We start from the raw sequence: 24,737 nt of genomic DNA, 5'->3' as shown, positions 1-24,737 counted from the left end.
ACAATAAACAACGTTTAGTTTGAATGTATTTAAAAAGATTTAAACTTTTATATTTACACTCCACTTTATATATGCTATTTTATACCTGTAAGCGAATACATTCAATTGAATTTCAATTATTTAATTAAAGAGTGAAACATAATGCGTCATGCGGTAGCTTGAACTAACAGAGCCGGTGAGGTTCCCTAGTTCTTCTATATAGATTGTATCAATCGAATTGCTCAGCAAATCCTAGGAGGGGTTACAGTGTTAAAGAAAAAGGGCTGGTTCACACTGCTGTCGTTGGTTCTGATGGTATCGGTTGTACTTACAGGCTGCGGCGGGAAGAACAATGCATCGTCCGGGGGCAATAGCGGAAGCGAAGCTACGGCGAATGCCGGCAGCAAGGATTCCAAGGAAACCAAGAATCTTACCTTTATGTTCCGCGGGGGAACCGATGAGCAGAAGGCCTATGAGGGTGTAGTGAAAAAATATGAAGCCGATCATCCAAACGTTAAGGTTAAGATCGTTGTGACTGCGGCAGATCAATATGCGACTAAGCTGAAGGCCTCTATTACCGGGAACAGCGTTCCGGACGTATTCTATTTTGAATCCGGTGATCTGAAGGCTTATGTGAACAGCGGTGTGCTGCTGGACCTGACCAGCTATGTGGAGAAGAACCCTAACATTGATTTGAATAACATCTGGAAATATGGCGTGGATCTGTACCGTTACGACGGCACCATGGCCGGGCAAGGCAATCTGTACGGGATGCCTAAGGACGTAGGCCCTTTTGCACTCGGCTATAACAAGACCATGTTCGAAGCTGCGGGTATCCCGCTGCCGGACAAAGACAAACCGTACACCTGGGATGAATTCATCAAAGTCGCTCAGCAGCTGACGATTGACAAGGACGGGGACGGCAAGCTGGATCAATTCGGCGCAGGCTTCAACGTACAGTGGGCCTTGCCTTCCTTCGTCTGGAGCAACGGGGCGGACTGGCTGGATGCGACCAAGACCAAGGTTACCATTGATGATCCGAAATTCATCGAAGCCCTGCAATTCTTCACTGACATGCAGCTTAAATACGGCATTACGCCGTCTACAGAACAAGCACAGACTCTGGATACCTACCAGCGCTGGATGAAAGGTGAAATGGCCTTCTTCCCTGTAGGTCCGTGGGATATGAGCACTTACGAGAAGCTTCCCTTCGATTATGACCTGATTCCATATCCTGCCGGCTCCACAGGCAAATCCGCCACATGGACCGGCTCACTCGGCATCGGTGCTTCCGCCAAAACCAAGCATCCCGATGAAGCCGTGGATCTGATCAACTATCTGACGGCCTCCAAGGAGGGAATGGAAGCGCTGGTGAAGGCTAAGGTGCAAATTCCGAATCTGATGGATATGGCTAAGGAATGGGCTGCTGATACTACGACCAAACCGGCGAACAAGGAAGAATTCCTCCAGGTCGTGAATGAATACGGACGGGTGCTGCCTGGCCACTACACGTACAATGCGGAATGGTATAACCTGTTCTACACGGACATCCAGCCAGTGCTTGACGGCAAGGTTACCCCGGAGGAATATGTGAAGACGGAACAGCCGAAGATGCAGAAGCTGCTGGATAAAGCGGTTGAGCAAGAGGCGAAATCCAAGAAATAAGCGGTACACATCGTTCTTGTCCAGCATACAAAGTGATGTCCGGTCTCCTATAACAGCGGGCCGGCATCACTTTATTCTGAGATGAACTTGTATATATTTTGGGGACCCCGCTAAGTATCTGAATACTCATCGGAGCTGATGCATCACTTTGTGGGGAAAGTTATAGACTATCCGAATTTGAGGTGATTCTAATGAACACTAAGCTGGGTCTGTACCGCAAGGAGAAAATCTACGGATTTCTGTTTATCCTGCCTCCGCTGCTGGGACTGCTGATTTTTACGCTGTATCCGATGATCTATTCGATCTATGGCTCATTTACGGATTGGGATGGGCTCGGCCAGATGAACTTCATCGGCCTCGGCAACTTCAAGGATCTGTGGTCGGATGAGCTGTTCCATAAGGCCTTATTCAATACCTTGTTCATGATGCTTGGCATTCCGATCGGCATTACGCTGGCGCTGCTGCTGGCGCTTGGGCTGAACCGGGGGGTGCCTGGGACTACAGCGTTCCGGGTCATCTATTATGTTCCGGTGATCTCTTCTCTGGCCGCAGTCTCGATCATGTGGAACTGGGCCTATAACGGTGACTATGGTCTCGTCAACCAGTTCCTCGATCTCTTCGGAATCAGCGGGCCGAACTGGATGGCGAATAAATATACGGTCAAGCCGGCGCTGATCATTATGGCGGTATGGAAGGGCCTCGGGTATACGATGCTGCTCTATCTGGCGGCGCTGCAGAGTGTCTCCAGATCTTATTATGAAGCGGCGGAGCTGGACGGAGCCAGCGGCTTCAAGTCCTTCTGGCATATCACCTGGCCGATGGTGCGCCCGGTAACCTTTTTCATCATCGTGACCAACATTATTGGAGGATCGCAAATTTTTACCGAGATGAACATTATGACCCCTACAGGCGGGCCTGAATATGCTTCAGCCTCCGTGGTGTTCTACATTTGGCAAAAAGCCTTCGGCAACTTCCAGATGGGCTATGCCTCTGCTATGGCGGTATTCCTCGGCGTGTTCATATTTGTTGTGACTCTTATCCAATTCCGAATGAACGAGAAGCAATCGTTCGATGTCGATTAACCGAAGAGGGAGGAGACCATAACTATGACGAGCAGAAGAAGAGTTACGCATAGCATTATCTTTGTTCTACTTTTAATCGGCGCGGTGTTCATGATCGGCCCGTTGCTCTGGATGCTGTCCACCTCATTCAAGGATAAGCAGGATGTGTTCGCCCTGCCTCCGGTGTGGATTCCGCGGCCGTTCCATTTCGATAAATATAGTGAGATATGGGAAGCGGGTCCGCTGCTGAGCGGGATCAAGAACAGCTTGATTATCGCCGTCACGGTAACGATCGTGGGTACGTTCACCTCCAGTCTTGCGGCGTTTTCGTTTGCTAAATTGCGGTTTCCTGGTAAAAATAAAATATTCCTGCTGATGCTGTCATCCCTGATGATTCCGTATCCGGCAGTCATGATTCCGCAGTTCTTCATGTTCTCGAAGCTGGGCTGGATTGATACGCTGCTGCCGCTGATCGTGCCGGGCTTGTTCGGCAATATCGTCATGATCTTCTTCCTGCGGCAGTATCTGAGCAGTGTGCCGAATGCCATTATCGAAGCGGCCAAAATCGACGGAAGCTCGTACTTCCGCCTGTACAGCTCGATTACCTTCCCGCTGATCAAGCCGGCGGTTGCAGCGCAGCTGATCCTGTGGTTCATGGGCATCTGGAACGACTACCTGTCTCCGATTATCTATCTGAATTCACCGGAGAAGCAGACCCTCCAGCTGGTTATCGCCAACTTCAATGCGACCTATGCGATCCAGACGGACTACCCGCTGATTATGGCGGCTTCGATTATTGCCCTGCTGCCGATGCTAATTATCTTCCTTGTTTTCCAAAAGCAAATTATTGAATCTGTTGCCATCTCCGGAGTGAAGGGCTAACAGAGACAAGACCAAAGGAGAAACCATAATGAATACAAATAGAGAGTACACTAACCCGCTTGTCGAACAGCGTGCAGATCCCTGGGTATACAAGCATACCGACGGCTATTACTATTTCACCGCTTCCGTGCCGGAGTACGACCGGATTGAAGTACGCAGAGCGTTAACGATTGAGGGGCTTCGGGAAGCACAGCCGGTAGTCGCCTGGCGCAAATATGAGAGCGGCCCGCTCAGCGCCAATATCTGGGCACCTGAAATCCATTACATCGACGGCAAATGGTATATTTATTTCGCTGCCGCCCGGACCACCGAAACGAAGGAAGGACTGTTCGACCACCGGATGTATGCCCTGGAGAATACTTCGGCGGACCCGCTGCAAGGGGAGTGGGTGGAGAAGGGCCAGATAAAAACGGCCTGGGAATCCTTTGCCTTGGACGGTACCTCATTTGGGCATAAGGGAGTACAGTACTATGTATGGGCGCAAAAGGACCCTGAGATTGGCGGCAACTCCAATCTGTATATCTCAGCCATGGAGAACGGCTGGACGCTCAAGGGTCCGCAGACGATGATCTCTTCGCCGGAGTATCCGTGGGAGGTCATCGGCTTCAAGGTGAATGAAGGCGCTGCGGTGCTGAAGCGGGGCGGCCGGATCTTCGTGAGCTTCTCGGCCAGCGCCACCGATCATAACTATTGCCTGGGACTGCTTACCGCAGACGAGGACAGCGATCTGCTGGACGCCGCATCCTGGACCAAGCATCCCGAGCCGGTGTTCCAGACCAGTGAGGAGAACGGGCAGTATGGTCCGGGTCATAACAGCTTCACAGTGGACGAGAACGGCGAGGATGTGCTGATCTACCATGCCCGAAGTTATAAGGAGATCACCGGAGACCCGCTCTACGACCCCAACCGCCACACCCGTGCCAAGCGCCTGCGGTGGAACGCGGACGGCACGCCGGATTTCGGAGTGCCGGTGAAGGATAGCCTGAGCAAGTTCTGATAATAAACGGAGATCCGGCAGCTCCGAAGCATTCAATGCATCAGGAACGCGGCTATTGCGGCGCTGCTTAAGCGGTTGACTCCCTAGAAATACACTATAATAGAGGTAGCCAAGGACATTATGATGATGTCCTTGGCTACCTCTATTTTTACATAGGCTCAGCCTGGAGAAGTTGACCTTGCGCGGATTTAACTTTATTAGCCGGGATGTCACATCAGGGCAGGGCTCATCCGTAGTACAGAATATAAAGAGTTCACAGGGACTTTAGGAAAGGGGTGGGAAAATGGATGAAACTGATCTGCAGCAGATCATCCCGGATATCCTCAACGGGGATACTGCTCAGTTTGAACAGATCATGCACCGGTATCAGAGACGGATTTTTTCGTATTGTTACCATATGTTAGGTCATTATACAGAAGCGGAGGATTGTACGCAGGAGGTATTTATTAAGACATTCCGGAAGTTAAGCCAATACAACCTGGAGAAGCCTTTTGAAGCCTGGCTGTATGCGATAGCCTCTAACTGCTGTATCGACACCATTCGTAAGCGAAGGTTAAGTAAATATCTTCCATTCCTGTATCGCAGCGATGAACAGAATCAGCATGTAGATCAAGCCATTGAGGATAACTATTACAATGAGCATGTTCTGCGGGCAATGTCCAAATTGACACCTGAGGAACGAAGCCTGCTGATTCTGCGATGTGTGGAAGATAAGGGCTATAAGGAAATCGGAGAAATTATGCAGCAAAACAGCAGCAGTCTCCGTAAGAAATTTGAACGCACGGCAGCTAAATTCAGAAAGTATCATGCTCATCTTACAGGAGGGATATCGGATGGATCACGACAGCAGTCAAGACCTCAGAACCATATTTCATAACGTCAAAGTTCCTGAGGCAGATGTAACGAAAGCTGTGATGAATATATTGGAGGATGAGAAAATGAATAAACGGGTTACCTTCTATTCTAAATATAAGCTGAGTACTCTTATCGTACTGGCATCACTGTTGTTAGCTTCATCAGCCTTTGCGGCTACACAGCTGATTACACTCACGAACAACAAAGGGGATGTAATCTATGAGGAAAAGAAATTCGAGGATTCAAATTTTCCGGATTATACGAAGGAAGAGCAGCTACGCAGCTTAAAAGCACACGGTCTAGGAAACGACTTGCTGCAGCCGGGCCAAGCAGCAGCAATCTATATGGCAGGAGAGAATACTGAGGGAGAGCTTTACATCAGGAGAGGAGCAGCATCCGGGTTCTCGGATGCAGCTACACTTCGCGATGAGCTGAAGCAGTCCGGCGCACTTATTTATGATAGGCTGCAGGATAAATATGATTTTGTTACAGGTGCTTTGACCTATAATCCTGATCCGCTCACCGACCAGAAAGAAGCTGAATTGACAGAACAATTAGCGCAAGAAGCCCGGGATTCCAAAGATGGATATGCTATGAGAATGCTTGATGTGTCTAAAGAGGGCTGGAGTATGATCGTTACGTATAAAGGGGAGGGACAAATGATTCTCGTTCAGCCGATGAAAATGAATGAGAAGTTAACGATACACCATTCTGAGGAGCCGTCAGCAGAGACTATAACAGTCGATGGTGTTGAAATGCTATATTCCTTATATACAAGCGGCAGCCAAGGGATTCGTTTCATTCACAATCTTCCCAGCAGTGATTTCCACATCGTTTATTATATTGAGGCTACCAAGGGGGTTACCAAGGAGGAATTGCTTGAGATCGCCAAAGCTTATTTGCAGTAATCATCTGATCAGCAGATATAAAGCCTATAAAAACTTGAAGCCTTTAGCCCCACTTGCAGCGTGGGGCTAAAGGCTTTATTGGGTTCTAATCAGCCGCTGCCAGCAGCGGCTGATTACATTCCATCACGAACTGTTTTATTTGCCCCCTAGAGGAACTGGAATAGTGTGTCTATAGAACTTAATATAGTGGAAGCCGTCCATCTCCAGGAATTCCGGCTTCTCTGTGGTCTGGAAGGAATATGTGCGCTCCCACAGGATATTGCCGTTCTTGAGATCCCAAGGGCGGGAATCGGATATCGAACTGACGGGAACGGCGGCTCCTCCGGCTTGAACAGCCAAAGTATCCTTATCCAGCATAGTGAACTGCTTCCCGGCGACCACAATATCATAGCCGTCAGCAGTCCGGGAGACGCTGCGAATCCAGAGCTTCTCCTCGCCGACTGTAACGGAGTGGTCTGAGGGTGAGGCCAGCGGGATCGGCTGACCGACCTTCTGATATCCGCTGAAATTATCCAGTACAAGTTCAACACTTTGCAGCTTGTCTGTTGGCAGCACATCGTATTCAATTATAAATTCCGGGGTTCCCTTTTTGCTGGAATTCGTACCCCGCATCGACCGGGAATTCATTTCCGTCCCATTCACATACAGTTTGGTTACAGCAGAGAATCTTGGATTTTCTCCATTATCCATCTTATAATGTCCCTTTACGATGGTTGACGTAGGAGAAGCCGTAATCGTGTCATAGTAGACGGTTCCCTGATCCACCGGAACGGCTTGATGAATATCGGCGACCAGGATGCTCTTCATGGCTCTACTGGCGTCAAAATTAAAGGAGAGCTTGGATTGCGCAGGCTTGTCTTCGGCCTGATAGCTGTATAGAGTAAGGGTCAGACTTCTGGCGAACGGACTGACCGGCTCAAATTTGTTAATTCCCTCATACCGGGTTTTGTCACTGTTGTAACCGCCGCCGCCACTTGTCGGTGAAGAGTCCGTCAAAAACCCTGTAATACGGCTTAACGCATACAGCGACGCCGGCTCCTCATCGAACCCTCCCGGCGGCAGGTCAATACTGTAATACATCAGTAGGGCATTATCATCCGCAATCACTCCGTTAATCGTGAATACAATCCCGTTCTCCAGCGTTATGCTTTTGTTGATGGTCTGTCCGTAGCCATGTTCAGCGACTCCAGAGAATCCAAGCGTGTACAGATCAGTCTGGTTAAACAGCTTCCCGCCGTAATAGGCCAACGCCGGATACTGATAGACGCCCACTGTCAGTAACATGGCTGCGGCGGCTGTGGCGGCCCAGGTCCGTGTCCCTCCAGCCCGTGATTTCCGTCTAACCGGAGCCTGCTCCAGCGCCTTCCGCAATCTGCCTTCAAGTTCTGACGGCGTCATGGTCTGCTGATGCTCCTGTAATCTCTCCTCGATCGTTCTCATAACGGTCACCTCCAATCATAGTTTTTAGTTTCTGTATTCCCTGCGAGATTCTGGACTTGATCGTGCCGACCGGCGCTTCCGTAATATCGGCAATGGTCTGATACGGCAGATCGTGGACATAACGCAGCTCAATCGCTTCCCGCTGCCGGGGATTCAAATGTGCGAGCAGGACGGACAAATCCATTTCAGACTCGGTATCGCGGTACGGGTTAGTTGCAGTCCATGCCTCCATTGCAGGCTCCGGCGCCTCGTCCTCCTCCAGGGGAACGAACCGGTTCTGGTTGCGGAGGACCGTTTTGCAGCGGTTGACAAGAATGGTTTTACTCCAGCTATAGAAGGCCTCGCGCTTCTTCAGTTGTTCCAGCTTCTCATAGAGCGTGACGATCATATCCTCCATTACATCCATCGCGTCATGCTCATTCCTCATGTAGCTATAGGCAAGACGATAATAAGCGTCCTGTTCGGCTAGGATTAGTTCTAATAATGCTTCTTTGTTACCGCGCTGTGCGGCTCTGACAAGACGGCTTATATTCATGTGCTCACCCCTTTCACAGATAAGAGTGCGTAGCGGCCCGGAAAGTTCATTATGCTCTCAAAAAAATATCCACAGCCTATTCCAGAGAAATCGTTAGTCTCTCTGGGTAGGCTGTGGAGGGAACGAAGGATAGGCAGGAGCTGGCGGCTGCTCTCACGCTCATTCGTAGAACAGCAGGCGCTTGGCATAAGCGTTGCGGAACTCGGTGGGAGTGAGGCCGACAATTTTTTTGAACGATTTCATGAAATTATGGCAATCCTTATAGCCTAGCTGCAATGACACTTCGCTGACGTTCTGGTTGGTGTCGGTCAGCAGGAATTTCGCCAGCTCCATCTTCTGCTGCAGAATATATTGCTTCAGGGAGATCCCGGAGATGACGGTGAACAGATGGGAGAGATACTTCTCGTTATAGCCGAAATAGGCGGCGATCTGCGATACCTTAATATGCTCGCTGCGGCTCCATTTGATGTAATCTAGAATATCGTTGTAGAGCTGCTCCTGCTTGGTTCTTTTGAACGGATCGGCATCGGTTGGCAGGGTCTGGCTGTACAGCTCGCACAGAATAACGGTAGACATATAGTTGCCCAGCACCGTCTGATTGTAGCTCCGCACCGAGTCCTGGAGCTGCTTCATCATGACGATGATTTTCTCGACATTCCGCAGGGTTCCGTATTGAGGCAGGTGAATTACATATTCTTCCTTGTCGCCGTTTGACGGAGGGGGGGCCGCAGTCTGACTACCGTTCGCAGCATGAAAATGCAGCCAATAAAAGCTACAGTCTGAAGACTTGTACCCGTATTGTCTGGTAAGCGGAGGCAGGAGCAGGAACTCGCCTTTGGAGACGACGAACTGCTGGTTGTCACCCGCCAGGTAGAGCACGCCTTCGGTCATAACTATCAGCTCATAATCCTGTAAAATCCGGCTTAAGTGAATCCACTCCGCCGAGGGGGCCACGAATTTGCCGGTCATCTCCAGATGTACCGGCTTATCTACCAGCAGTGTGAATGCAGTCATGTCATAATCCCCCTCGTTGTGGAAATAGTCTTATCCTATTACCATATCAAATAAGGGCTATCTTGAATACAGCAGAAGCTGCATCCGAGATAACCCTTGAGTGGAACAGTGTATTGCATTATGCCAACTGTTATTCTTTCACAATCTGAAGCTTATATTCCTGCACGGTGACATGATCCTCCGCCTTGACCGTGAGCTTCACCTCAGTGCGGCTATGTGGCAGCTTGATCTCGCGCGGGAGTGAATCCTCAATCAGAATCCCGTCTGCATAGACCAGGGCATTGTGATGGTGTGGTGTAACATTCAACTGTACACGGCTCGCAGCTTGCGGAACGCTCAGGCTATACGTGGTTATCCCGCCGCTGAAGGAGGTAGACAGCGTTCCTTCACTGAAGGCGAGCTGGCGCAGTCCGGCATTGTGATCATACCCGGTCATCATGCGCAGCAGGTCGAAGATGCCATTCTCCTTACCCGGAACCACGAATTTGACTTCCACCTCAGTCTTGCCGCCAACCGCTTCAGCAGGAATCAGATAACTCCGCTCGTAGAAGCTGCGGGCTTCATCCGTATGCAGGACCTCGCTCGCAATCAGCTCCCCGTCTACATAAATCGCTATTTTCTTACCATTATTTCCTGAGAAATAAGTGACCGAGAGGTAGTTGTCCGTGCGCGGTGCCACCTTCATCCGGTAGCTGAACCAGCCGCCGTTCTCCGCTTTGCGGATGTTATATCCGTCCCAGGTGGCTACAGAGGTGTTCTCTCCCTCAATGCCATGCTCCAGCTCATACTGATCATTGCCGACAGGCAGGCTGTCCAGTGTAGCGTCCTGCACACGCTGCCGGATTTTCCCTTGTAAAATATGCTTCTGCAGCTCAGCCGAATCCGCCTCCACCAGACGCCAGTAGATGCCGTAACGCTCACTATGCTGCTTATAATGCGGGGTGAAGACCAGCCGCTGATCCTCATCCGTTCCCCGCAGCGCAAAGGCCAGTTCTTCCTGCTCCAGCCGGACTACGCGGTCCGCAAGCTGCGCCAGCCACTCCTGCGGGCTCTCGTTCACCGTTGTGATGAAGTCCTTCACCAGCATGTTGCGGGTCGGAACACTTACAGCCACTCCTGTAGCAGACACGGACAGGTCACTCTGGCCCAGAGCGGCGCTCAGCACCACCGGCCCATACTTGAACGCGACCACCTGGCGGGCATCCGGCAGGCTGAAGTGCGCCAGCTTCATCGGCAGCTTGAGCTGAAGCGTGTCGCCGTCTTCCCATACTCTGCTCGCCAGCAGGTAACCTTCACTGACCGCTGAGTTCACAGGCTGCCCGTTCAATAGAAGCCCGGGTTCTCCGGCCAGCCAATCCGGCAGACGAAGCTTCAGCGTGGTGGACTGAGCCTGGGGCTGCATCACTGAGATCTTGAACTCTACAGTATCGCTATAAGGCAGATTGGCTGACTGGATCAGCACCAGGCCGTGCGCAGCAGAATCCAGGGTAGAGCTAAGGTACTGGTTGACCACTATGCTGGCCGCATCATGGAAATACAGGCTGTCATTCAGCTTGGTGAAGCTCTCCATGCCGGTTCCCGTACAGCACCAGAAATGCTCGAACGGCGAGCTGTACACCTTGAAATACCCGGTCGCCATCGGCTGGAAGTACATCGTCATGCCGGTATGCGGGTGCTGTGACGACACAATGGCATTCAGATACGTGTTCTCGTAGAAGTCGGCGTGACGGGGATCTCCCGTGAGTTTGAAAAGCTCGCGGGTCAGCTTGAGCATATTGTAGGTGTTGCAGGTCTCCGCTGTGAAGTTGGAGCGTTCCCGGTCCAGCATATCCGGATCACCGAAGTGCTCCCATTCGCTGTTCCCTCCGGTGATGTAGCTGTGATGATGGACAACCATCTCCCAGAACTGCACCGCCGCTTCCAGATAAAAGGCTTCGCTCTCCCCAAGCGTCCGGTAACGGTTCAGCGCGCCGAGGAATTTCGGAATTGTGGTATTGGCGTGCTTGCCCTTGAGAATATCCCTGCCCTCATGGACAGGAGTGAACAGCGTCAGCTCGTCAAAGCTATGTGCGGCGCTTAAATGGCCTGCTTTTCCGGTGATTCTGTACAGGTCGTACAGGCAGTCATTCATCCCGCCGTATTCCACCGATAATACACGCTGATGAACCTCTTCAGACCAGGAGGCTGTGCGGCGGTACACCCAGTCACCGAGCGTATCCGCGAGGTCATAGGCCGTTTGGCTGCCGGTGGCAGAGTAGGACGCGGTGAGTCCGGCGATGATTTTGTGCATCGTATACCAGGGGACCCAGGCCGGCTGCTTGTTCTCTACATGATCGAAAAGGCGTTCCTCGAACGCGGACAGGTAACCGCTCTCATGCTGGCACAGGGCCAGCTCTCCCAGAAGATAGTTCAGCCTGAACGCCAGCGCGTCATCCCGCGTACAGGCATAGGCCTGGGACAGCGCCGACAGATAGTGGCCCAGCGTGTGTCCGCGGATCTCTGTGTTCTCCCAGCCGGGATATTTGTCGGCACGCTTCGGCAGTCCCCGGTTCTCGCGGAAGCCCGCCAGCAGACGGTCTGGATCATAGCTGGTCAGATATTCGATCTCCTTGGCAAAGGCGTTCGCGATATACGGATCGGACACACGGACCTGGTCCATGCGGTATTCCTCGTACAAGGGCTTACCCTGAATCGGGGCCGCCAGAGACTGATGGGGTGTAATTGTCATTTTGTATCCTCATTCCTATGGGTTCTGTAGGGTTACTGCTGGATGAATATCCTATGTTTAAGCTTATAGATAAAGGGCTTGGGGGTAAATAGTGATAGGATTGAATATGTGTGAAAAGGTTAGATATCTGTATTCCTGAAAATTTTAATTATAGGGAATACTGTGAGAGGGTATTTTTTTGAATTTGTTTGAATAGAATAAATACTTGAGAAATATAAAATACTTATTCGGTAAAATTACTTGTTAAATGTTTTATCAAGGAATATAATAAGGGGGTCAATCATGGACGAGAATCTAATTGAAAACGGAACAGGAAAGGAACGAAAAAAAATGCCTACCACAGTTCTAAAACCTTCAACCATAGAAGCGAAATCAACAATTAGTAGAGCTGGACAAATAACTTTCCCTGCAAAAATCATGAAGCAGCTTGGGCTGAAAGAAGGGGATCAGCTTCGGTTTATCTTAAATGCCAAAGGTGAGATTAGAGTAGAGCCTATTTCTTTACTTACGGCAGAGGAGCTATTCGGAATATTTGATCAGCCAGGAGACAACGACAACTTTCAGCTGGATCTGGATTCAGCCAGAGAGGAGAGGGCAGGAATAATTATGGATAGCAGCCATATTGATGGAGGGAACAGAAGTTGACAAGGAAGAAAACGGAAATTTGGATTGATACCAATATTATTATTTATGCTTTACGAACCAATAAGGATTTTTCACCTCAAGCCCGGCAGTTGATTACAGCAGCTGCCGAAGGTGAATATATGCTTAAAGTTTCTCCGATTATTGTTAGTGAATGTGTTTTTGTACTGATGGGTAAACAATTTAATGTAAAGAAAGCGCAAGTGAAGGAAGCCTTAACTTCATTTATTAATTTAAAAGGGATTGAGTGTGAAGAAAAGGCAGTTATCGAAGAAGCCTTGGATCAGTTTAGCAAAAAAAGGATCGATTTTGTGGATGCTTATTTAGCAGCACATGCCAAAGCAATTACGCCTGCTCATGTGATAACGCTTAACGTTAAAGATTTTTTGAAGCTGGGAGTAACTGTCCAAACGCCCATTGAATTAATGGATATTAAACCTAATACATAGCTGAATACATCAGCGCTTTGACTTCACTTGAAACTCTTTGCGGAGGGCGGTACGCCTTTTCGCAAAGAGTTTTTTCTGGTTGCCTGAGAGTAATAGTCAACAAAAAAGCCACAACCGCTGCTGGGCAACAGGCTGTGGCTTGAGGTTATTTTATGGAAGGGATTAAGATAGCAGCTCCTTATGGAGTGTACTGCTGCACGATCGATACAATCTGGCCATCCTTGATCGTGAGGTGATAAGGCGAACCGCTTAGATCGAATACATCCGTCTTGGCGAATTCATGAATGAACTTCTCCAAAGTGAGCGACTCGTTCCAGTTCGTATCCAGGTCTTCGAGCTTGCCGGTGCGGTCATAGATCTGCATGGTGACCTTGGCATCCGGGGCTACCGTATAAGTAGTCAGCGTGTCGCTGTCGTTCACGATATAGTAACCGTCCGGGGCACCGCCGATTTCGGCTGCGGATTCCGGCTCCCGCTCTGCGAAGACCGCGTCGGCGGCTGAGCCTTCATACCATTCGATCTCATCCCCGGTAAGGGTCGTCTGACCGTTATGATTCTCTAAGGAATGTATATACACCGTCAGATGCTGGGCCACCCCCTCGCTCTTAGCATCAGCGGTTTTTATGGTTGTGCTTGCCGTAGTCACGAGGGAAAGGAACAACAGGACCAGAACAGGAAGCAGGTAGACGTTTTTGTTTTTTAACATTATGAATTTCCCCCTTGGCGTAATCTTACACGGCGTGAGTCTACACTCTTTATTTACCCTGCCGGAATATTCTCAAACTTGTTTATACCCTAATAAACGTTGGATCAGCAGAAATGTTGCAAAAGATTTTTTAACTGGGTATATATAACAAATATTCCGTCTTTGTCAACCTCTTTTGAACCGTTCAAACCAGATTGACCTTCCTAATTAAGGGATTTATGATATAGGAATATCTGGATTTTTACTAGAATATCTGGTTCTTGAGGGGCGGTATTGGTTTGCAACAGCACACTACAATTCAAACAGAACTGGCTGCTTTTCTTAAAAAAGAAGGCCAGACAATCAATCAGTTCGCAGGAATCTCCGGTGTCAATTCGGGAACGCTCAGCAGCATTATTAATGGTAACCGTCCTATTGCCATGCAGCAGCTGGACCGGATTACCGCCGGAATGGGGCTTCCTGAAGGAACATTTTATGAGTTATATATAGATGAATGTGTCGTACATTCCGCACCCGACTGGCGGCGGCTGGGACCCTTCCTGCACCGCTGTGCGGAGCTGGACAAGCTGGAGTGTATCCGGCAGGTGGTTCAAATCATCATGGACAATATTACATATGCCCCGCTCCTGTTCGATACGGCGGAGGAATTCTACGGGCAAGGCAAGCTTCAGGCAGCGGCTCTGCTGTATGAAGGGGTAGCCGACACTGAGAAATATCAGCATTCGGAGCGGCTGGCCCTGTGTCAGTACCGGCTGTTCATGATCCGGATCGGACAGAGCCCGGAGGCGGATTTCCGTGCGGCGACCCGGTTTGAATATTTCGTAGAGCGCCTGGAGGAAATAGACCAGTTGGAAGCGCTTCGGCAGCTGGCGGATATCTATATTGCTCTACAGCACTGGGAGAAGGCCAGACTACTGGCAGAGGAGCTCCGTCATAAGACATCTATCCAGTACGAAATCAGATTCTACAAAACGAAAAAGAAGAAGGAGCTGAGGCAGGCGCCCAGACCTCTTTGCTTCTATATACTGTATGCTTACTGGCTGCAATCCAAGGTATGCGAGGAATCCGGTGAATATGAGCGGGCGCTGGAATATGTAGGCCTTTACACTGAAATGAGCTGGATTGTCGAGGAATCGGAAGAGGTTCAGCAGATCCGGGCGCAGTTCAGCAGGCTGGGGGCAGTCTACAAGTCTCTATACCGCCTGATGTGCGGTGAGCTGGAGGCTCTTCCCGAGGTGATGGAATCTATCGGCACCCCCGGGCTTGGACTGCTGGACGGGCTGCTTAAGGCAGTTCAAGCGGCTAACCGGTATGGCTGGAAGGTAGATGAGCTTATCAGCCGCTTCCAGCCGCTGCTTACGCCGGAGGGAACGGCCTCCGGGCAAGCCGAAGGAACTCCGGGCAGGGAGACGCCGGAGCAATATCCGGTACTGCTCTATGAGCTGGCGCTGTACTCTCTCAAAGCAGAGAAGATAGAGCAGGGGATACGTTATATCTTCGGGAGCCTGGAGGCTTCCGCCGCACTTGGCAGCATAGCCTGTGTGATCCGCTGTGTAAGATTATTCGAGCAATTCCGGCCGCACGCTTCAGCGGAAGACCAGGATCGGTATAAGCGTCTGATCAATAAAGTCCAGCTGGCCCACACCGGAGCGAAGAGGACCACAGAATCCCTGCGGGAGTAACGAAGTATCTTTTTCATCCCATCCAATTCCTTCCTCAGCCTATTTTTGTGAATTTTGCAGGTTGTTGCTGTGTTTTTTCTGTTATGATAAGGACCAGTCAAGTTTATGGTAACATATTTAGGTTTTGGAAATGGGGTTCTGGAACGACGATGGAGATGAACGATACCGGCAGTTCGGCGATTCGCAATATAGAGGATGCCGCAGACCGGATAATAGAGCTGTTAAGCCAACTTTTCAAGTCTAACACGATTCTGATTTCGGTGCATGGTGTAAGCTCAGATCCCCTGCTGCGGGTGTTCAACCGGGAAGAGCTGTTGGGGCCGGATACACATGGATCTGTGTTGTTTGATGCTATTGGCAGTCTGATCCTTCTCAATGACAATGGACCGTTACTGGTCTCTGATACGCATAAACAGCCCGCGTCCCCTGCACTTGAGTTCATACACACACAGGGAGTACATTCATTCATTGGCGTTCCTCTGCTCACCGAGGATGGCGAATCTCTGGGAACGATCTGCCTACTGGACCCTGCTGCCGGGCGGCATACGAAGGAAGACCTGGACCTCTTAAGCGCTATGGCTTATTTTTTCACCTATATTATGAACTTGGAACGGAAGCTTGAAGATTTGGAACAGCGGAGACAAACGAAAATGGATCTGTTCGCCATGCTCAGCCATGAAATCCGCACCCCGATGAACGGCATTATCGGCATGACCGATCTGATGATGACGACTGAGATGAACGAGCAGCAGCAGTATTACATGGAGATCATTGAATCGAGCAATGCCAAGCTGCTGCAATTCCTGAACGATGTTCTGGATTTCAGCAAGATGGAAGCGGGCAAGCTGCTCATTGAAAAGGAACCGTTCGATATTATCACCGCACTGGAAGAGAGCGTCTATCTGTTCTCCACCAAGGCTTTTGAGAAAAACCTGGAGGTTATTCTGAATGTGGATTCGGAGATTCCTCTGTATGTTCTGGGGGATGCCCCCAAGATACGCCAGATCATCATGAATATCGTAAGCAACGCCCTGAAGTTCACCCACGCCGGGGAAATTCTGATTGAGCTGAAATCCTTGCCTGTTCACCGTGAAGAAATAGGGATTAGGATCACGGTTACGGATTCTGGAATAGGTATAGCGCAGGACAAGCTGAAGCTGCTGTTCAACAAATATACCCAGGTTCACCAGAGCAGCGAGCTGCATCATTACGGAGGTACCGGACTGGGGCTGGCCATCTGTAAACAGCTGGTGGAGCTGATGGGGGGAGAGATCTCTGCGGAAAGCCAGGAAGGGACAGGGACGAAGCTGGAGGTCACGCTGTATCTTGAGAAATATACAAGCCTGCCCTCGATTCCCTTCGAGAAGGATGTGCTTGACGCAATTAAGATTCTGGTAGTGGATGATAATCAGACCAGTCTGGATGTCATCTCTTCGGTACTTGAGGACTGGAGCGTGGCAGTGTCTTCTGCCCGGACTGCCGGAGAGGCCCTGGAGCTTCTGGCGGCCAATAACGATTATGATCTAATCCTTATGGATAAGGATATTGCGGGGACAGAAGCCACAGAGCTTGCCAAGCACATGCGCCAGCTTGTTCCGGGCAGGAAGCTGCCCGTTATTCTGCTTGCTCCCCTGGGGACGAATCTGGACGAGGAGACCAAAGCGCAGTTTTCCTCCATCATTATCAAGCCCATCCGTAAGGTTCATCTGCTCAATAACATATTGGCTTTGCTGAAGCACAGTAAGCCGGAGTCCTGATGGCGCATACTCCTCCTGGTGTTCTGCAACCAGTGAGATATTCATAGCCATACTTAATATAGCCTGTTTGAAGCCGGTGCCTGCCGGAATTCAAACAGGCTATTTGGTGCAGGCGGAGAGGGAGGCGGCGGGTTGCCCTGTACATACGGTAGATCCATGCTCCGCATACGGTGAATTCACTATTTCATCCGCTGCGTATTGTCGGACCGGACGTTCAGGTGACATAATCGAAGAGCAGGGCATCTGCACACAGGAAGGCGTGAACGACTTGAACTATTTCCGGAAGCAATCATTCCGCAGTAAATTAAAAACTGCATTCTTAGCCGTGATCCTCCTCTCCGTACTGATGACCGGGGGATTGTCGTATTCCATCTCGGCGGCGACTCTGGAGAAGAATGCGCTGAAGCTTACCCAGGATAACGTTGTCAAATCAGCGCAGATCATCGATGAGAAGCTGAACAAGCTGATGCTGATTATGATGACCTTCATGATCAGCCAGCCTTTTCACGATATGATGCGGGATGTCGTCACCGGGGATACAGGCCGGTATTATACTCATCTGAATGATCTTGATAACGTTTTCTCGCAGGCGCGGATTGCCGAGCCGTTGATCCATTCCATTTATGTGTCCACGCCGATCGGGGAGTTCTACCCTTCCTCGATGAACCGGAACCGTCTGACGGAGTTCAAGGATACCTTACTATATGAGCGGATTGAACAGGAGAAGAAAAATACATGGGTTGAAGGCCATGAGGACATGCTCTTCTCCGGGAAGGAACGGGTTATTTCACTGATTCTGGAGCCTATATTTGATACAGCGGTCCGCGGGGTCTATATTATCGTCAACATCCGTGAAGACGGCTTCCGCAAGCTGGTGAGCGGGGATACCGGCGGAGGGGCGCGCAGCTTCCTGCTGAACGCGGCAGGCAACCCCGTCTATTCTGTGAAGGACCCGCTCGTTCTGCAGGCGGTGGAGGGCAGTGATCTGACCGGCATGATCAGCAGCAGCCGGAATCTCAGCAATACCTTCAAGCTGGGAGGCGAATCGTATCTGCTGAACTATGCGCATCTGGGTATTGCTGATTGGACGATGACCACGATCCAGTCCAAGGCCGGCGTGCTGAAGGATATGATCTATGTGAAATGGCTGCTCGTGGTGGTAGCCCTCTTCGCCTTCACTGTTACCATGATGGTATCAGGAGCTTTTACCCGTTATTTGCTGCGTCCGCTGCAAGGTCTGATGAAGGTGATGAAGCGGGTGGAGAGCAATGATCTGACGGCAAGATTCGAGAGCGGGGGCGGAGACGAGCTGGCCCAGGTCGGGATGCGGTTCAACCAGATGCTGGAGCAGATCGTAGTGCTGATCGGAGAGGTCACACAGGCACAGACCAATAAGCGCTCGGCAGAGATCAAGGCCTTGTCGGCGCAGATGGACCCTCATTTCCTGTACAATACGCTGAATACGATCTACTGGAAGCTGAATCTGAAGCAAGTGAAGCAGTCGCAGAGCATGGTCATGTCGCTGTCCCGGCTGTTCCAGCTCGGGCTGAACAAGGGGCAGGAGATCACTACGCTGTCTAAGGAACTGGAGCATGTCCGCATGTATCTGGAACTGCAATGCAGCTGCTATGAAGGGCTGTTCCGTTATGAGATTTATGTCGAGGATGAAGCGCTGGTTACCCTCCCGATTCCGCGCATTCTGCTGCAGCCGCTGGTGGAGAACAGTATTCTGCATGGCTTCCGCAACCGGGAGAGCGGGGGGATAATTGATCTCGAAGTCTTCGATGAGGGAGCACGCTGGTGTATCAAGGTCAGCGACAATGGAGCTGGTATGGACGAGGAGGCGGTCCGTGCATTGTTCCGGCGGGAATCGGAGAAGGGCTATGCCGTATCCAATCTGATCCGCAGGCTGCAGCTCTACTATGGGGACAGTGCAGCATTACGGGTGGACAGCGGGCCGGGCCGGGGGACGGCGGTTATTATATCTTTACCCAAACGGGAGGAGCATCAGGATGGACGATCATAGCGTAACCCTCTGTATCATTGATGATATTAAAAGCGTGGTGGAAGGCCTGACCTGCATGAACTGGGCGGAGCACGGCATCCGGGTGGCAGGAACAGCGGCCAACGGTGAGGATGGGCTGGACCTGATCGCGGAGCTGCGCCCGGATCTGGTCATTACGGATATCCGTATGCCAAGGATGGACGGGCTGGCCATGCTGCGTGCCGTACTGGAACACCACCGGGACTGCAAAATTATTCTGGTCAGCGGGTATGCCGACTTCGAATATGCGCAGCAGGCGGTACAACTCGGCGCATTCGACTTCGTCGTCAAGCCGTTCACGGAAGAGGAGATCATGAAGGCGGTGCTGCGGGCAAAGGCGGAGATTATGGAGCAGCGTTCCAGGCTGGATACGCTCCGGGAGATGGAGAGCAAGCTGCGGGAGAGTCTGCCGGTGCTGCGGCAGGAATATTTCGCCCTGCTGGTCAGCCACCGAACGTCGTGGGAGCAGGCGAAGGCGCGCTGGGAATTCTTAGGCATCGATCTGAACCCCAAGGGGTTCGTGGTGATGCTGCTGGAGATCGACCACTTTCAGGAGCGGGCGGCAGAGCTGTCGATCCGCGAGGTGGAGCTGATCCGCTTCTCCCTGCTGAATATCACCCAGGAGACCATTTCCGGGCATACGCGCTGCGTGGTGTTCCGGGCCAAGCATAACCGCTATCTTGCGGTGATGAATGACTGTGGTCCGGCCAGTGCAGTGGAGATTGCCGAACGCTGCTGCAAGAACATTGAACGGTATACCAAGTTCACGGTATCTGCCGGTGTAGGAGGCCGGGTGGAGGAGACCAGCGAGCTGCCGGATTCCTACCGCCAGGCGCACCGGGCGCTGGCCCACCATCTGTTCACCGGAGGCAACGCGGCCATTATGTATGATGATGTTCACCAGAACGGAAGCCAGGAGCCGCTGGCACTGGAGTACAAGGACGAGCTGCTGCTGGCACTGCGCTCCGGCAATGTCAGCCGGACAGGCGCAATTCTGTCAGCCATTTCAGAAACGCTGCAGAGTCTGAGCTCCGGGCATAATCCCGATTATCTGCTCGTTCTGTATGAGGAGCTGGCCGCATCAGCGATCCGCACCTTCTATGAGCTGGTTCCGTACGGGGAGATTCAGCCGCTGATCCAGCGGTTCCGGGCGGTGCAGGGAACAGCGGGGCTGCCGCTTGCGACTCTCCAGCGGCTGCTGCTGGAACTGTGTACAGAGGGGGCCGCCCTGGTGCGCAGGAGCAGCCTGTCCGAAGGGCAGAAGGTGATCTATGAAGCGGTAGAGTATATTAAGGGCCGCTTGTCCGAGGATATCAGTGTCGGTGAATGCGCGGCGCATGTTCATCTCAGCACCAGCTACTTCTCCAGCCTGTTCAAGAAGGTGAACGGAGTGACCGTTACCCAGTATATCACCGCAGAGCGTATTCACCGGGCCAAGCTGCTGCTGGTGGAAGGGGCACAGGTACAGGAGGTGGCCTTCGCTGTGGGGTATGAGGAGCGCAGATACTTCAGCGAGATGTTCAAGAAGATCACCGGGCAGACACCGTCGGAGTTCAGGGCGGGGTACCACCCGGACCGCCAGGAGGAGCCCTACCATTGACAGCGTCCGATCCGCACCGGTGCAGCATCCTGTATGCTAACTATTTCACACATACCCAGCCTCACTCCGTTCAGTATCAGGACGGCTTATCCTTCTATCTCTTCAGACTTCAGATGGAAGGGACCTGCCGTGCTCTGGTAGACGGAAAATACGAGACGATCATCCCCGGGGATCTGCTGATCTATGCTCCGGATCAGCCGTATGAGCTGATTGTACAGCCCCGCAGCGCTCCAGGCTCTGGGGGAGTTCAGCCCGCCTCGGATTATTTCCTGATCGGCAAAGGGGAGTGGCTGGATTCCTGGTGGCAGGACCGCAGGCTGCCGGCCCGGACGAATATCGGCTTCGACGATACGGTCATTACCTTATGGAAGCATATTGCCGGCGAGAAGAGGAAAGTAATGCAGCATCAGGAGGAGTTGCTGGATTATCTGCTTAGAACGTTCTGTCTGACGCTGGAGCAGATCGTTCAGGCACGGCGGCGCACCAAAGGGGCGGAGACCGCCTACAGGCTGAAGCAGTTCATTGACAATCATGCCCATGAACCGCTCAGCCTGGAGCAGATCTCCGCCTCCGCCGGGTTAAGTATCTCCCGCGCTTCCTCCCTGTTCAAAGCCGCTTTTGGCCAATCGCCGTTCGCCTACTGCATTGATGTCAGGCTGAAGTCTGCCGAGCAGCAGGTGCTCTACAGCACACTGTCACTGGAGCAGGTTGCCGACAATGCGGGCTTCCAGAGCTACGCCCATTTCTGCCGGATGTTCCGGGAACGGTATGGCGCTCCCCCGGGAGAGTACCGGCGCAGCTTCGGCTTCCGGTTCAACCCTGGCTGAGTCCGGTGGTGTACAGCACCTGATTGAACTCAAGCAGTACCGCTTGCAGCTGTCCATACTCCACATCCTGAACCATGCCGTTCCCCTCAAGCGCCAGTACAGCAGCGGCTGCCGCCGATTGCCCCAGAATCATGAAGACCGGCTCCATCCGGATGGAGCCGTAGGCCGCATGAGTGGCCGACAGACATACCGGTACGATCAGGTTGGTGCATTCGCTCCGCTTCGGCACCATTGCCCGGTAGCTGATCGGATAAGGCTCGGCCAATCGGATATAGAATCCGCCCTCCGTGCTGACATGCCCGTCTTCGTTCACATAGTATTGCGTATGATGCGAATCCATGGCGAAGGAGCCCATTCCGGCCGAATCCGGCACCGGGTGCTCCCGCCTTACATCATGCTCTGTCACCACATAATCTCCGGTCATTCTGCGGGACTCCCTGATGTAGAGCTGGGAAGGCCAGTGGCCGCTGTCCCCGAATTCGTCAAGCGGCAGGCCCCACGGCTTGTAGGCCTCCCGGATCTCCTCCGGCACCCGCGGATGGTTCTGGATCGTCCAGACAACCCCCTGCTGGTAGATGCGGTGGGCCTCCCATATCTTGTCCCGCGCCGCATAATCCGCCTCCGGATAACTGTGGTTCATGCCGTTATAATCCGTAGAAATGCCGCTATTGTTATTGGAATCGGTCTTGTCCGCAGTGACCCGGTTCAGCTTGAAGAAGCGTGAGCGCTGCCCCTGCTCAATGGCCCGGAACAGAATCTCATAATCGGCTTCGTTATAGTCCTCAGGCTTGCTGATCATCAGGCGATTGCCCGGATTGTCTGTCAGACACATGCGGAAGTTATAGGCTTGCAGCTTACGGTCTCCCTCGCCGGCATCGCCGCCACGGTCCGCATTTACACGCGGGAGTAGTCCGCTTGAAGGCATTCCTTTAATGACATAGGGGTCAATTCCCGGAGGGAGCTCGTTCAGTTCAGGGCCGGGCTGAATGCCGTTTAATGTCTCTCCATACTGTGCGTTCGGCTCCCGGCCGACCACATAAGACACACCGGAATGGCCCATCAGGTCTCCCTCGTAAGAGGCGTCAATGAACATTTTGCCGTGATAGACCTTCCCGGATTCCATAGTAATGGACGTGATTCTTGAGCCTTGCCGGGTCACCCCATTCTTAAGCTCCAGCCTTTCCCCGCAGACGACTTCAAGGTTATGCTCCGCCACCCAGTCCTGCAGCACCTCAAGCGCAACCTTAGGCTCGAACAGCCAGCAAGCCCCGTCCTGCGCATATTTCTGCGCGATCCGCTGGTAGAATTCCAGAGATAAGCCGCCGACTGCCTCTTTCATTCCTACATCCGTATCACCCAGCCCTCCGGTGGTCATGCCCCCAATTCTCCGGCTCGGCTCGATGACTACCGCACTTTTGCCCATAATAGATGCCTGGACAGCCGCTGTAATGCCTGCAGCCGTTCCGCCGTATATGACAAGATCATATTGTTTCATCCGGCGTACCCTCCTCCTTGGTAACGATTTTGCCTGCAAAAATGATTATAAGCCGCTGCCCGGACCCGCGTGAATGATGGATCTTCCTGTTTCATTTGACGGATCTTACTGTTTTGCCCGGAAGGCGGGTTTCAGGAGAAAAGTCTTTTGAATTCGCGGATAGCCTATGATAAGTTGTTTGCTGAAAAACGGAATATGCCCCTGCTTCAGGAGGTAAACCAGGAGGAACTATGAAACCACAATTTCGCTATTTGGACAAACCGGCGCTTGAACCTGTACCAGGCTGTGACTGGGCCGACAAAATGGTTCTGAATCCGGCGATCATCCAGGACCCTGACTCGAATGACATTCATATGCTGTTTCGGGCAACGGGCCCGTGGCCGCAGAAGAGAAGAGAGGGCTGCCATGATCCCTATCCGATTTTTTTGGGCTATGCGCGGAGCAGGGATGGGGGAGAGACCTGGGAGGCGGACTTTTCAAGACCTGCTCTGGCTCCGGCCCTCGGGTATGAAGAGCATGAATTGTACATTACGGACATTTACGGAAAAAGAGTGCGGAATTATGCCAACGGCTGTGTGGAGGACCCCCGTATCTTCTATGTCGGGAACGAGCTGTATGTCACGGTGGCCTGCCGGGCGTTTCCCCCTGGCCCTTACTGGCTTAGCAGCCAGCAGCCTCCGGTCCAGACGCGCTTTGAATACGTGCCGGATTGGATTTTTGCCGGAGAGGGTTCGGACCCGTTCATTCAATCAGCCCGGGCGAATGATACGGTCAGCGTTCTGTACAAGCTGAATTTAGCCAAGCTGAAGGAAGGGGAATATGAAGACGCTTTCGGGTACGTAGGTCCGCTTACCGAGGGGCATATCAGCGATAACCGTGATGTGTTCCTGTTTCCTGAGAAGATGAGGATTGCAGGTAAATGGCAATATGTGATGCTGCACCGGCCAATGAATGTCCTTCCCTTTGCCGGAGGGGAGCAGGCGGGCAAGCCTTCCATTTATCTGGCAGCGGCGGAATCATTCGCGGATTTCGCTTCACCTGCGGCAGTCCACCGGCTGCTGGCCAGTCCGCTGTTAGATTGGGAGGAGAACCGAGTGGGGGCAAGCTGGCCGCCGGTCGCCCTGGGCAATCAGGAGTGGCTGGTAGCTTATCACGGGAAGAAGAATGTGCAGTTTGGATATACGCAGTCCTTCATGATCCTCAGGGAGCAGGAGAATGATTTCCCGGTCATCATCCACCGCTGCTCCGAACGTCTGATGTATGCCGAGCGGGATTGGGAGATGCCGGAGGATTACCCTACGCCTTGTCTGTTTACCACAGGAGGCATTGTCATGGGGGAGGATCTAATCATGTCTTATGGCGCTGCGGATCAGAAGGCGGGTATCGCTTGGGTTCATTTTGCGGAGTTATTGGAGTACATCCGGACATTTGATGAGAACGGCATCCTGCTGTAACGGGAGAGCCCGGCCGC

At 52.0% G+C, this 24,737-nt stretch carries 20 protein-coding genes; 14 read left to right on the top strand and 6 right to left on the bottom strand.

The window, feature by feature from the left end; genetic code table 11:
* Positions 1-246 precede the first annotated feature (246 nt).
* The 6 genes from C173_RS13820 (at position 247) to C173_RS13795 (ending at position 6,347) form a co-directional block, all read left to right on the top strand.
* Positions 247-1,644, top strand: coding sequence for an ABC transporter substrate-binding protein (locus C173_RS13820; protein ID WP_036725692.1), 1,398 nt, complete (start codon positions 247-249; stop codon positions 1,642-1,644).
* A 191-nt stretch (positions 1,645-1,835) separates the two neighbouring features.
* Positions 1,836-2,726, top strand: coding sequence for a carbohydrate ABC transporter permease (locus tag C173_RS34230; RefSeq protein WP_036725691.1), 891 nt, complete (start codon positions 1,836-1,838; stop codon positions 2,724-2,726).
* Between the two features lie 24 nt (positions 2,727-2,750).
* Positions 2,751-3,587, top strand: a complete 837-nt coding sequence (locus tag C173_RS34225) for a carbohydrate ABC transporter permease (protein WP_076155496.1) — start codon at positions 2,751-2,753, stop codon at positions 3,585-3,587.
* 28 nt (positions 3,588-3,615) lie between these two features.
* Entirely contained in the window at positions 3,616-4,584 is a 969-nt protein-coding gene (locus C173_RS13805) for a glycoside hydrolase family 43 protein (RefSeq protein ID WP_036725687.1), read from the top strand.
* 283 nt (positions 4,585-4,867) lie between these two features.
* Positions 4,868-5,461, top strand: coding sequence for an RNA polymerase sigma factor (locus C173_RS13800; protein ID WP_036725686.1), 594 nt, complete (start codon positions 4,868-4,870; stop codon positions 5,459-5,461).
* Entirely contained in the window at positions 5,358-6,347 is a 990-nt protein-coding gene (locus tag C173_RS13795; RefSeq protein WP_235191887.1) for a hypothetical protein, read from the top strand. Before C173_RS13800 ends, C173_RS13795 begins: the two co-directional genes overlap by 104 nt.
* Before the next feature lie 135 nt (positions 6,348-6,482).
* Here the strand turns inward: C173_RS13795 and C173_RS13790 are convergent, their stop codons facing one another.
* From C173_RS13790 to C173_RS13775, 4 genes are all read right to left on the bottom strand, one after another.
* Entirely contained in the window at positions 6,483-7,787 is a 1,305-nt protein-coding gene (locus C173_RS13790; protein WP_036725682.1) for a DUF4179 domain-containing protein, read from the bottom strand.
* On the bottom strand, positions 7,726-8,322 hold the full coding sequence (locus C173_RS13785; protein WP_036725680.1) for a sigma-70 family RNA polymerase sigma factor: 597 nt from the start codon (positions 8,320-8,322) through the stop codon (positions 7,726-7,728). The genes C173_RS13790 and C173_RS13785 overlap by 62 nt, the downstream gene beginning before the upstream one ends.
* A 159-nt stretch (positions 8,323-8,481) precedes the next feature.
* Complete coding sequence (locus tag C173_RS13780; protein ID WP_036725679.1) at positions 8,482-9,336, bottom strand: AraC family transcriptional regulator; 855 nt, start codon at positions 9,334-9,336, stop codon at positions 8,482-8,484.
* 130 nt (positions 9,337-9,466) lie between these two features.
* The gene (locus C173_RS13775; RefSeq protein ID WP_051478044.1) at positions 9,467-12,064 is read right to left on the bottom strand and encodes a beta-L-arabinofuranosidase domain-containing protein; all 2,598 of its coding nucleotides are present in this window, start codon (positions 12,062-12,064) and stop codon (positions 9,467-9,469) included.
* Positions 12,065-12,346: 282 nt separating this feature from the next.
* On the opposite strand from C173_RS13775, the gene C173_RS13770 reads away from it, so the two are divergent.
* Together C173_RS13770 and C173_RS13765 are read left to right on the top strand one after the other, a co-directional pair.
* The gene (locus C173_RS13770) at positions 12,347-12,709 is read left to right on the top strand and encodes an AbrB/MazE/SpoVT family DNA-binding domain-containing protein (protein ID WP_036725678.1); all 363 of its coding nucleotides are present in this window, start codon (positions 12,347-12,349) and stop codon (positions 12,707-12,709) included.
* Positions 12,706-13,155: a PIN domain-containing protein gene (locus C173_RS13765; RefSeq protein ID WP_036725676.1), complete on the top strand. Its 450-nt coding sequence runs from the start codon at positions 12,706-12,708 to the stop codon at positions 13,153-13,155. Before C173_RS13770 ends, C173_RS13765 begins: the two co-directional genes overlap by 4 nt.
* A 178-nt stretch (positions 13,156-13,333) precedes the next feature.
* Here the strand turns inward: C173_RS13765 and C173_RS13760 are convergent, their stop codons facing one another.
* On the bottom strand, positions 13,334-13,861 hold the full coding sequence (locus tag C173_RS13760; RefSeq protein WP_036725674.1) for a hypothetical protein: 528 nt from the start codon (positions 13,859-13,861) through the stop codon (positions 13,334-13,336).
* 278 nt (positions 13,862-14,139) lie between these two features.
* Here C173_RS13760 and C173_RS13755 point away from each other — a divergent pair, with 278 nt between their 5' ends.
* The 5 genes from C173_RS13755 (at position 14,140) to C173_RS13735 (ending at position 21,771) form a co-directional block, all read left to right on the top strand.
* Entirely contained in the window at positions 14,140-15,543 is a 1,404-nt protein-coding gene (locus tag C173_RS13755) for a helix-turn-helix domain-containing protein (protein ID WP_051478043.1), read from the top strand.
* Positions 15,544-15,692: 149 nt separating this feature from the next.
* Positions 15,693-17,300: a GAF domain-containing hybrid sensor histidine kinase/response regulator gene (locus C173_RS13750; RefSeq protein WP_036725673.1), complete on the top strand. Its 1,608-nt coding sequence runs from the start codon at positions 15,693-15,695 to the stop codon at positions 17,298-17,300.
* A 268-nt stretch (positions 17,301-17,568) separates the two neighbouring features.
* Positions 17,569-19,326, top strand: coding sequence for a cache domain-containing sensor histidine kinase (locus C173_RS13745; RefSeq protein WP_036725671.1), 1,758 nt, complete (start codon positions 17,569-17,571; stop codon positions 19,324-19,326).
* Complete coding sequence (locus C173_RS13740) at positions 19,313-20,944, top strand: response regulator (RefSeq protein ID WP_036725669.1); 1,632 nt, start codon at positions 19,313-19,315, stop codon at positions 20,942-20,944. The genes C173_RS13745 and C173_RS13740 overlap by 14 nt, the downstream gene beginning before the upstream one ends.
* Entirely contained in the window at positions 20,941-21,771 is an 831-nt protein-coding gene (locus tag C173_RS13735) for an AraC family transcriptional regulator (RefSeq protein ID WP_036725668.1), read from the top strand. The genes C173_RS13740 and C173_RS13735 overlap by 4 nt, the downstream gene beginning before the upstream one ends.
* Here the strand turns inward: C173_RS13735 and C173_RS13730 are convergent.
* On the bottom strand, positions 21,758-23,266 hold the full coding sequence (locus tag C173_RS13730; protein ID WP_036725667.1) for an FAD-dependent oxidoreductase: 1,509 nt from the start codon (positions 23,264-23,266) through the stop codon (positions 21,758-21,760). The two genes, C173_RS13735 and C173_RS13730, sit on opposite strands and share 14 nt — an antisense overlap.
* Positions 23,267-23,496: 230 nt before the next feature.
* Between C173_RS13730 and C173_RS13725 the strand changes: the two genes are divergently transcribed.
* Complete coding sequence (locus C173_RS13725; RefSeq protein WP_036725666.1) at positions 23,497-24,720, top strand: hypothetical protein; 1,224 nt, start codon at positions 23,497-23,499, stop codon at positions 24,718-24,720.
* The last annotated feature ends 17 nt before the right edge of the window (positions 24,721-24,737 follow it).

Origin of the sequence: Paenibacillus sp. FSL R7-277 (assembly GCF_000517965.1) — a bacterium.
Classification (GTDB): domain Bacteria; phylum Bacillota; class Bacilli; order Paenibacillales; family Paenibacillaceae; genus Paenibacillus_AQ; species Paenibacillus_AQ silagei.
This window is presented reverse-complemented; position numbering and strand designations above follow the sequence as displayed.